This window comes from Actinomadura rubrisoli (genome assembly GCF_004349215.1).
Classification (GTDB): domain Bacteria; phylum Actinomycetota; class Actinomycetes; order Streptosporangiales; family Streptosporangiaceae; genus Spirillospora; species Spirillospora rubrisoli.
Map to the genome: position 1 here is coordinate 1 of NZ_SMKU01000369.1, position 9,083 is coordinate 9,083.

At 71.8% G+C, this 9,083-nt stretch carries 4 protein-coding genes; 3 read left to right on the top strand and 1 reads right to left on the bottom strand.

Annotated elements, in window-relative coordinates; translation table 11 throughout:
- Positions 1–75: 75 nt before the first annotated feature.
- Positions 76–3,864 (top strand): WD40 repeat domain-containing protein, encoded by a 3,789-nt coding sequence (locus tag E1298_RS39745; RefSeq protein WP_207945112.1) that lies wholly within the window; start codon positions 76–78, stop codon positions 3,862–3,864.
- 1 nt (position 3,865) lies between these two features.
- On the opposite strand, the gene lexA is transcribed toward E1298_RS39745, so the two are convergent.
- A complete protein-coding gene (gene lexA / locus E1298_RS39750) occupies positions 3,866–4,630 on the bottom strand; it encodes a transcriptional repressor LexA (RefSeq protein WP_424923199.1) in 765 nt (254 codons plus the stop codon).
- A gap of 46 nt (positions 4,631–4,676) precedes the next feature.
- Between lexA and E1298_RS39755 the strand changes: the two genes are divergently transcribed.
- Positions 4,677–7,496, top strand: coding sequence for a hypothetical protein (locus E1298_RS39755; protein WP_207945113.1), 2,820 nt, complete (start codon positions 4,677–4,679; stop codon positions 7,494–7,496).
- 3 nt (positions 7,497–7,499) lie between these two features.
- A partial coding sequence (locus E1298_RS39760; protein WP_131902552.1) for a pre-toxin TG domain-containing protein occupies positions 7,500–9,083 on the top strand: 1,584 nt, incomplete at its 3' end.

The window sequence follows — 9,083 nt, forward strand, 5'->3', positions numbered from 1 at the left end:
GGAGTGCCGCGGGGGGAACGTCCGCTGGACGCGGCCGACAGCGCGCTGGGGCGGTTCGCCGAAGATCTTCGGCGATTGCGGAAACGGGCGGGCGGTCTGACGTATCGGGAGCTGGCCGCCAAGGTCAATTACTCGGCGGCGGCATTGTCCACGGCCGCCTCCGGCCGCGCGCTTCCCAGCCTGGAGGTCACGCTCGCCTATGTGCGGGGGTGCGGCGGCGACGCGGACCACTGGCGGGACCGGTGGCGGACGCTGGCCGCCGAACTCGCCGCGCCGGACCCGGGCGACGCTCCCGGGCCGGGCTCTCCACCGGATCCCGGAGGGGACGAAGCCGACGCTCAGGCGGCTCCGTACGTGGGCCTGGCGGCATTCCAGGCCGAGGACGCGGACCGGTTCTTCGGCCGGGAGGAGGCGGTCGAGGAACTGCTGGGCTTGGTGGCCGAGCGTCGTTTCACCGGCGTGTTCGGCGCCTCGGGTTCGGGGAAGTCCTCGGTGCTGCGGGCGGGTCTGGTGGCCCGGGCCGGCCGTCCGGGAAACGGTGGTGACGGCGCCCAGCCGGTGGCGCTGTTCACTCCCGGGCCGCGCCCGATGGAAGAGTGCGCGGTCGCGCTGGCCGGAGTGCTCGGTGTGCCGGCGACGGTGCTGCGGGCGGAGTTCGCCGCCGACCCGGGCAACCTGCACCTGCGGGTGCGCGAAGCGCTGGCCGACCGGCCCGCCGGGACGGATCTGGTGGTGGTCGTCGACCAGTTCGAAGAGGTCTTCACGCTGTGCGCGGACGAGAGCGAGCGGGCCTGGCTGATCGACGCTCTGGTGGGGGCCTCGGCGGCGCGGACCAGCCGGGTCCGGGTGGTCCTGGGCGTCCGGGCGGACTTCTACGGCCACTGCGGGCGCCATCGTGCGCTGGTGGAGGCGCTGCGCGGCGGCCAGATGCTGCTCGGGCCGATGGGCTCCGAGCAGCTGCGCCAGGCGATCACCCGGCCCGCGGCACGGGCCGGCGCCATGGTGGAGACGGCGCTGGTGGCCCGGCTGGTCGCCGACGCGGCCGGGCAACCGGCGGTGCTGCCGCTGGTGTCGCACGCGTTGCTGGAAACGTGGCGGCGGAGGAGCGGGGCCACCCTGACGCTGGCCGCGTACGAGGCGACCGGCGGTATGCAGTACGCCATCGCCCGCACCGCCGAGCGGCTCTACACCGCCCTGACCCCGGCGCGGCAGGAGATCGCCCGGCGGCTGTTCCTCCGGTTGACCGCGCTGGGCGAGGGGACCGAGGACACCAAGCGCCGCATCCACCACCGCGAGCTGGACTCGGGCGACCCCGACACCGCCGCGGTGGTGGAGCTCCTGGCCCGGGCGCGGCTGCTCACCGTGGACCGCGACACCGTGGAGATCACTCACGAGGCCCTCATCCGGTGCTGGCCCCGGCTGAGTGAATGGCTGAACGCCGACCGGGAGGGCCTGCGCACCCACCGCCGCCTCACCGAGGCCACCGAGGCATGGGAGGCACACGACCGAGACCCCGACGCGCTCTACCGCGGGGCCCGCCTGGAGACCGCGCACGACTGGGCCACCGCCCACCAGGGCGCCCTGACCGGCCGTGAGCGCCGGTTCCTCGCCGAAAGCCTGGCCGCCCAGGCCCGCGACCAGTCCAGCGCGCGCCGTCGCGCCCGGCGGCTGCGGCGGCTGGTGGCGCTGCTGTCGGTCATGCTGCTGGTGGCGACCGGCGCCACGGGTTTCGCTGTGCGCGCGCAGCGGGCCGCCGCGAAGGAGCGCAACGTCGCCGTCGCCCGGAAGGCGCTGTCCGACGCGGCCGGGATACGGGCCGCCGACCCGGCCCTGTCCCTGCAACTCGGCTTGGCGGCCCATCGGCTGGCTCCGCTCGCCGAAACCCGGGACAACCTGCTCAGCGCGTTCGCCGCCCCGTTCGCCGGCCGGCTGATCGGCCACAGCAACACCGAGATCTTCTTGGCGTTCGCGCCGGGCGCACGGGTGATGGCCACCGTGAGCTGGGACCGGACCGTCCGGTTGTGGGATGTCGCCGACGTCGGCCGGCCCAGCCGGCTGACGTCCCTGCCGCTGGCCGAGGCGCTCATGGGGGTCGCGTTCGGGCGGGACGGGCGCACGCTGGCCACGATCGGCGAGAGCAGCACCCGGCTGTGGGACGTGAGCGATCCCCGGCGCCTCCTCCCGCTGGCCGTGCTGCCTCGCGGCACCCGGGCGGTATCCGCCTCGGTGGCGTTCAGCCCCGATGGCCGGCTGCTGGCCGTCGCCGACGGCGGCGCGTCGGTGCGGCTCTTTGACGTCGGAGATCCCCGGCGGCCGCGGGAGCTGGCCGCGCTCACCGGCCGCGCCCGCCATCAGGGTGTCGTGGCGTTCAGCCCGGACGGTCGCGTGCTGGCCACGGCGGACGGCGCCGCCGTGCGCCTCTGGGACATCACCCATCCTCGCGGTCCCGCCGGTCTGGGCGTCCTCACCGGGCACACCGCGGCCGTTTCCGCAGTCGCGTTCAGCCCGGACGGCCGCACCGCCGCCACCGCGAGCTGGGACCATGACGTGCGGCTCTGGGACATCAGCACGCCGGGCCGGCCGCGCGGCTCGGCGGTGCTGACCGGCCACACCACCGCGGCCATGTCGGTGGCGTTCAGCCCCGACGGCCGCATGCTCGCCTCAAGCGGCGGCGGCACCATCCTTCGGGACGTCTCCGACCGCCGCCACCCCACGACCATCACCACCGTTCCCGGCGGGCGCTCCTCGGTCGCGTTCAGCCCCGACGGCGCCACCCTGGCCGCCGCAGACGAGGACAAGACCGTCCAGCTCCAGCGGCTGCGCGCCCTCCCGCTGGTCGGGCACGGCGATGTCGTCCCGGCGGTCGCCTTCCATCCGGGCGCCCGCCTCCTCGCCACCGGCAGCTGGGACGGCACGGCCCGGCTCTGGGACGTGGCCGACCCCGCGGCCCGGCACCCCCTGGCGACCCTGCCCGGCACCACCGGCTCCGTCCGGTCCGTGATCTTCAGCCCGGATCGCCGCACCCTGGCCACCGCGGGCGACGACGGCGTCGTGAGGCTGTGGGACATCAGCGCCCCTCACGCTCCACGGCACGTCACCACGATCACGCCCCGCACCGGCCAGGTCACCTCCGTGGCGTTCAGCGCCGACGGCCGCCGGCTGGCCGCCGGCGGCCACCACTCGGTGACCCTGTGGGACGTGGCCGACCGCGCCGATCCGCGGCGGCTGGCGCGCCTCGACGGCTACCCGGGCGCGGTGTGGTCGGTGCTGTTCAGCCCGGATGGCCGCATGCTCATCACCGGAAGCACGGGCGGCCCGAGGCAGACCCGGTTCTGGAGCCTCCAGGACGTGCGCCGCCCCCGGGAGTTGGACTTCGCGTTCGGACGCACCGACGCGGTCGCGGCCCGCTCGTTCAGTCCAGACGGCCACACCCTGGCCACGTTGAACGAGCGGGACAAGTCGGTCCGGCTCCTGGACGTCGCCGACGTCCGCCGTCCACGGCTGCTGGCCACGCTCGGCGGCCACGGCGGCACCGTGTGGATGATGGCGTTCAGCCCGGACGGCCGTCGCCTCGCCACCGCAGGCGGCGACAAGACCGTCCGCCTGTGGGACATCACCGACCGGCGCCGGCCACGGCATGTGGGGACCTTCACCGGCCACACCGGCGACGTCGCCGCAGTGGCCTTCAGCCCCGACGGCCACACCCTGGCCACGGGCGGCCTCGACCACACGGCCCGGCTGTGGGAGACCGACACGCACCGGATCGCCGCCCGCATCTGCGGCCTCGCGTACCCCAGGATCACCCGGCCGCAGTGGCGGCAGTACTTTCCCGGCCTCCGCTACCGGCCGCCCTGCCCGACCTGAGTCAGATGGTGCGCAGCACCGAGACGACGATGCCCAGGACGACGGCGCCGTCGCCGTCGATGACGTCGTAGGCGGGGTTGCGGGGTTCGAGACGGACGTGGCCGTCGCGGTGCCGGTACACCTTGACGGTCGCCTCGCCGTCGATCATCGCGGCGACGATCTGGCCCGAATGGGCCTCGGGCTGCCGACGGACCACGACGATGTCGCCGTCGCAGATCGCGGCGTCGATCATCGAGTCGCCGCGCACGCGCAGGCCGAAGACGGTGCCGCGCCCGGTGATCTCGCGGGGCAGCGACAGCGTCCCGTCGACGTGCTCCTCGGCCGAGATGGGCGTGCCGGCGGCGATGTCGCCGACCACGGGCACGGCCACCGACCCGTCCGCGGGCTCCCGCGCCGGGTGGTCCCGCAGGAACATCCGCACGTCGATCGGACGGGACACCGAGGGACCGCGCCGCAGGAAGCCCTTGTCCTCCAGGCTCGCCAGGTGCCGCGACACCGACGACGGCGACCGCAGGCCGACGGCGTCGCCGATCTGGCGGGTGCTCGGGGGATACCCGTACCTGGCCACCCAGTCCCGGATGGTGACCAGGATCCGCTGCTGGCGCGGGGGCAGGGCCGAGCCGTCCAGGCCCTCGAACGCATCAAGATCATCGTAGGTGGTCACCCCCGAGAGTGTAGAGGTCCCGCCGGTGCCGGGCCCGTGACCACGGCGGCGCGGGAAGTCCGTTGAGCGGACCTGGCTTGGACATGGCCATGTCAGTTGCATCACGCTCGGTGAGCGCAGATCGCGGCGAGGGTCCACGGAGGCAGAGATGACCGAGCTCGACGTATCGAACACGTGGCAAGGCGACCCGGGGGAGGAGCCGCGGAGTGCGGTCAAGCCGTCCGCCAATGGGACGCCGCGGGTGCTGACCGGGTCGGCCCGGGAGATCTCCAAGGCGACCCTGGTGCAGTTGCAGCTTCCCAGGCCCGCGACCGGCCAGGCGATGATCAAGTCGGCGTACGTCCGGCGGCTCGGACTGCGGCCGGGTGAGGCGGAGGCCGTGCGCGACCACCTCCGTGACACCGGCACCGCCGGGAGCCCGGCGGGTTCCGGCGATTCGGCGGCCGGCGGCGAGGGCCCGGCCGGTGAGGTCTCGGACGAGCTGATCGGGCTGCTCGCGGAGTTCGAGCGGCCGGTGCCGTCCTCGCTGCTTCCGTCGCCGAGCGAGTTCGCCCCAGTTCCGGTTCCGGCATTGGAGGCGTTCGGGGACGCGCTGATCGAGCTGCGGCAGCGGCGGGTCGAGCGGCTCGCCGCGGGCCGGGCCGGCGCGGCCGCCGACACGGCGGCCGACCCGGCGGCCGACGTGCCACCGGCGGACGTGGAGGGGCTGGCGCAGCAGGACGTGCGGAGCGCCGTCGTGGCGGTCCGGGCGCTGGCGGCCAACACGCAGGCGACACCGCTGGGCATGCTGAACCTGGAACGCCTGGAGATGGTGCCGGCCGGGCTGGAGCGCGGCGAACTCCTCGCCACCATCCCGCTCGCGCCGCTGGAGGAGACGGCGGTCAGCCACAAGGAGTGGTCGGTACGGAGCAAGGAGTTCACCTCGATCGTGACCGACTCGCTGGAGACGGTCAGCGAGACCGGCGTGACGGACAACACCGAGCTGGCCCAGTCGACGACGTCGCAGGCGCAGCACTCCAACCAGTTCAACGTCACCGCGACGGTCACCGGCGGGATCCCGGTGATCAACGGCTCGGCCCAGTCGGGCTTCACCTCGCAGGACTCCAGGTCGCAGTCCGCGTCCGACAGCACCAAGCACGCCACCGCGCTGACCAAGAAGGCGTCGTCGCGGGCGAAGCAGGAACACAAGATCACCATCTCCACGACCACCGTCACCGGCACCGAGGAGACCTCGACCCGCAAGCTGCGGAACCCGAGCGCGAGCGAGCCGATGCGGGTCGACTACTTCAGCCTGATGCGCAGGTGGCGGGTGCGGCTGTACCGGCACGGCCTGCGGATGACCTATGACCTGGTGATCCCGGAGCCGGGCGCCGGGCTGCGCCGGATGCACAAGGAGCTCGCCGACCTCAAGGGGCGGCTCGGCCCGTTCCAGTTCGCCCTGCCGCACTCGGAGATCACCGAGGCGATCCTGCCGGGCGAGACGCAGCCGCACTACCGGGTGCTGGCCGAGCGCTATGGGGCCGTCGTGCCGGACCCGCCGCTGCCGCCGTCGGCTCCGCAGTTCAGCGTGGGCGCCCCTTCGCAGGAGGAGGGGTGGCACATCTTCACCCCGGACCCGCTGGAGGTGCCCGCCGGATACCGGATCAAGACTCTGAAGCTGTGGTTCGCCACCACGAGCAAGAAGGACGAGAAGTTCAGCTTCAAGGTGCTGGGCACGCCGCTCTACATCAAGGACGAAACGCAGGGCGAGTACGGGCCCGCGGAGCTGACCTCCGGCGCGTACGGCAAGTTCATGCTGCACGCGACCGGCAAGGTCTACATCTCGTTCGAGATGGTGAACAACCGGAACACCACGATCAGGGTCGCCTCCGAGATCGAGGAGATCCCCACCCAGCTCGACCCGGACCCGGCCAAGCCGCCGAAGAGCGACCGCATCCGGGAGAAGTGGCAGTCCGACGTCTGGAACCTGCTGCGGGACGCGGCGCAGAGCCAGTACTACGAGCGCCAGCAGGACATCGCCACCAAGGCCGCGGCGCTGCAGGAGCAGATCGAGCAGGTCGACACGCTCACCCTGCGCCGCGAGGAGGGCGACGAGATCATGAAGGGCGTGCTGCGCTTCCTGCTCGGCCCGGACTTCGCGCTCATGCCCCAGCCGGTAATCGACGCGTTCATCAAGGCCAAGGTCGACCTGGAGCACGGAATCGGCTTCGACGACAACAACCTCGGGCTGGACGCCACGGCCTGGGCCACCGTCCGCGGGCACGAGGACGTCATCCGCTTCATCAACCAGGCCATCGAGTGGGAGAACGTCGTCACGTTCCTGTACTCCTACTTCTGGGACGTGCCGCAGAGCTGGAACTTCATCCGCCGGCTCAGGCATCCCGACGCCAACCGGCAGGCGTTCCTGCGTTCCGGTAGCGCGCGCGTCGTCCTGACCGTCCGCAAGGGCTGGGAGGAGGAGTGGGTGAACTTCGCTGAGGGCGGTTTCAAGACCCCGCCGGTGACGCCGAACGCCAAGTACCTCACCATCGCGAGGGAGATCGCCGCCTACGACGACCGCAACTACCCGGGGATCCCGCCCGCCAACCCGGCCCGCAGCGCCGTCCGCCTTGAGGAGGCCGTGTACACGACCTCCAGGGACGTGCTCGCCAAGTCCTCGAACCCGGTGAACATCAAGGTCGACTCGTCCAAGGACTTCCTGGTGGGCGCCCAGGTCGTCCTCGACTCCGCCGACAAGGTCGACCCGGCCGACGGCAGGGTGGTCCAGGAGACCCAGATCGTCACCGCGATCCCCGACGTCACCCACCTCACGGTCGGCCGCCTCGACCGGGCGCACGACGGGTCGGTGACCCCGTTCGCCGTGCTCCAGCCCGGCACCAAGGGCGCGCTGATCGCCGAATGGAACGAGTACACCCCGTCGTCGGGAACCGACATCGAGATCGGCTCCGACCTCGGCAGCGGAGCCTGAGCCATGGCCGCCCGACCGGACGCCGAGGTCCGCTGGGGGCTGGTGGCCGACACCATCACCTTCTTCGAGCACGCGGTGGTGCTCGCCCGGGGCGTCACCGCCGAGGAGCAGGCGGCGATCAACGCCGAGCCCGACATCCGCAGGCGCCTGGAGCGGCTCCGGCGACTGGAGTCCCGTACGGTGCCGCGCGCGGACATGGAGGCGGCGCACGCGATCGCCCGCGAGGTCCGGCGGCTGTACGTGGAATGGCAGAACCAGTACTTCATGGTTCGATGGCCGGCCACCGTGGAGATCAATGTGCGCGCGGTCATGAACGCCGCGGCCGACGCCACCAAACACCTGATGGACGAGACCCGTCAGATCCTTGACGGGTCCCGGCCCGGGGTCGTCCAGGTCAGGTCGCTCCTCGGCGCCTGGCCGCTGATCTGGATCCAGTGGCTCAACGCGGCGTACGAACCGCTCCAGATCATCGAGGGCGAGCTTGCCCTGGCGGACAGCGCCGTGGGCCGGGCCGCCGAGGTGTACCGCGACATCGCCGACTTCGTGGCCTCGACGGTCCCCCTGGTCGGCGAGTTCGTGCTGTCGTACGAGGCGGGCATCGGCTACCAGTTCGTCGGGGGCAGGAAGCTGACCACCACCGAGCGCGTCCTGGCCGTCGTCGCCCTCGCGATCCCCCCGGCGCTGGGCGCGCTGGTCAAGGCGGCTCCGCGGGTCGGTATCGCCCTCCGCAACTTCAAGGTCAACCTGGCGAGGCTCATCCCGAAGGCCGCCGCCGAGCGGATCGAGCGCTTCTCGGCAGATATGATCATCGGCCTGCGCGCACTTCCCAGGGAGTCGTTCGACAAGTTCCTCCGGCTGCTCGCCACCAGAGGGCCGCTCACCGCGACACAGGCCGCGGAAATCCAGTTCTTCATGTCCCGCATCGATTACGTGTCGCGTCTTGCCCAGTGGATGCGGATCATCGAGAAGCGCCTGGGCAAGGGGTTCAACGGCCTCCACGAGCTCCCGCGCCCGCTGCAGAATCCCATGAAGCCCCACGAGCCGGAGATGATCGAGAAACTGCACAAGCTGACCGGCAAGCGCGTCATCGTCCTTCCCGAGATGGTCCCCGGTGACTACGAGGCACTGGCGGCAAAGCTGCTCAGCAAGCCCCGCACGCCGATTCCCCACCAGGTCGACGGTGTCAAGTTCGCCGACATCATCTGGGGGGAGGAGTTCGCCGAGCTCTACCAGGTCAGCGGCAACAGCACGGAACGTATCCTCAAGGCCATCTCCAGCAAGGGCAAGCAGGCGTCCACGCTGGTCATCAGCCGTGCACCGGAGTCGAAACTCGACCTGGTCGCCCTCATCGACGAACGTTTCTGGGCCCGGCCGGAGAACGGCTACGTGGACAAGGTCGTCCTCCTCCTCGACCAGGGGCTCCGGATCATCGAGCGTCCCGTCGCCCATTTCAGCCTCAATTCCAAGACCTACGCGATGCTCCGGGCCATCATCGGCAACCCCGGCGTGCTCGTCCGGATAGTCGAGGACGTTCTCAAAGCCCAGGAAGAAGCCGATCCCGACCGCGCCAAGCCCAAGGAACCCGCC

Excerpts from the sequence above, each read along its gene's own strand:
- lexA (WP_424923199.1), bottom strand. The coding sequence starts at position 4,630 with ATGCAACTGACATGGCCATGTCCAAGCCAGGTCCGCTCAACGGACTTC.
- E1298_RS39755 (WP_207945113.1), top strand. The coding sequence starts at position 4,677 with ATGACCGAGCTCGACGTATCGAACACGTGGCAAGGCGACCCGGGGGAG.